The organism is Candidatus Weimeria sp. HCP3S3_B5, from assembly GCF_052064335.1.
Taxonomy (GTDB): domain Bacteria; phylum Bacillota; class Clostridia; order Lachnospirales; family Lachnospiraceae; genus Weimeria.
Window position 1 is genome coordinate 1 of record NZ_JBQHVU010000083.1, and the last position, 322, is coordinate 322.

At 41.6% G+C, this 322-nt stretch carries 1 pseudogene; it reads left to right on the top strand.

The annotated features are described in order from the left end of the window. Nucleotides 1-37 precede the first annotated feature (37 nt). Nucleotides 38-322: pseudogene (locus tag ACTNCK_RS11815) on the top strand (IS21 family transposase); the annotation flags it as partial.

Genomic DNA, 322 nt, shown 5'->3' on the forward strand with positions numbered 1-322 from the left:
CAACAGCTTAGAGGATTTACACAAACTGAAACCGATTATGGAGGCAACGAATTTAAAAGTAAATAAGAGCCAGATAGCAAGGGAACTTAACATAGACAGGAGAACCGTGGATAAGTATATAAACGGCTTTGAGAAGTCAAAGCATAGGGCTTCAACGAACTGTATTACTCCATACATGGATACGATCAGGGAACTTCTTTCAGATGAGAACCAGCAGTTATTCTATTACCGCCGAGTGTTATGGCAGTACCTGAAGGACAACCATGGCTATATCGGATCCTATCCAAACTTCTGCAACTATCTGAATGCGGTTCCAGAGTTC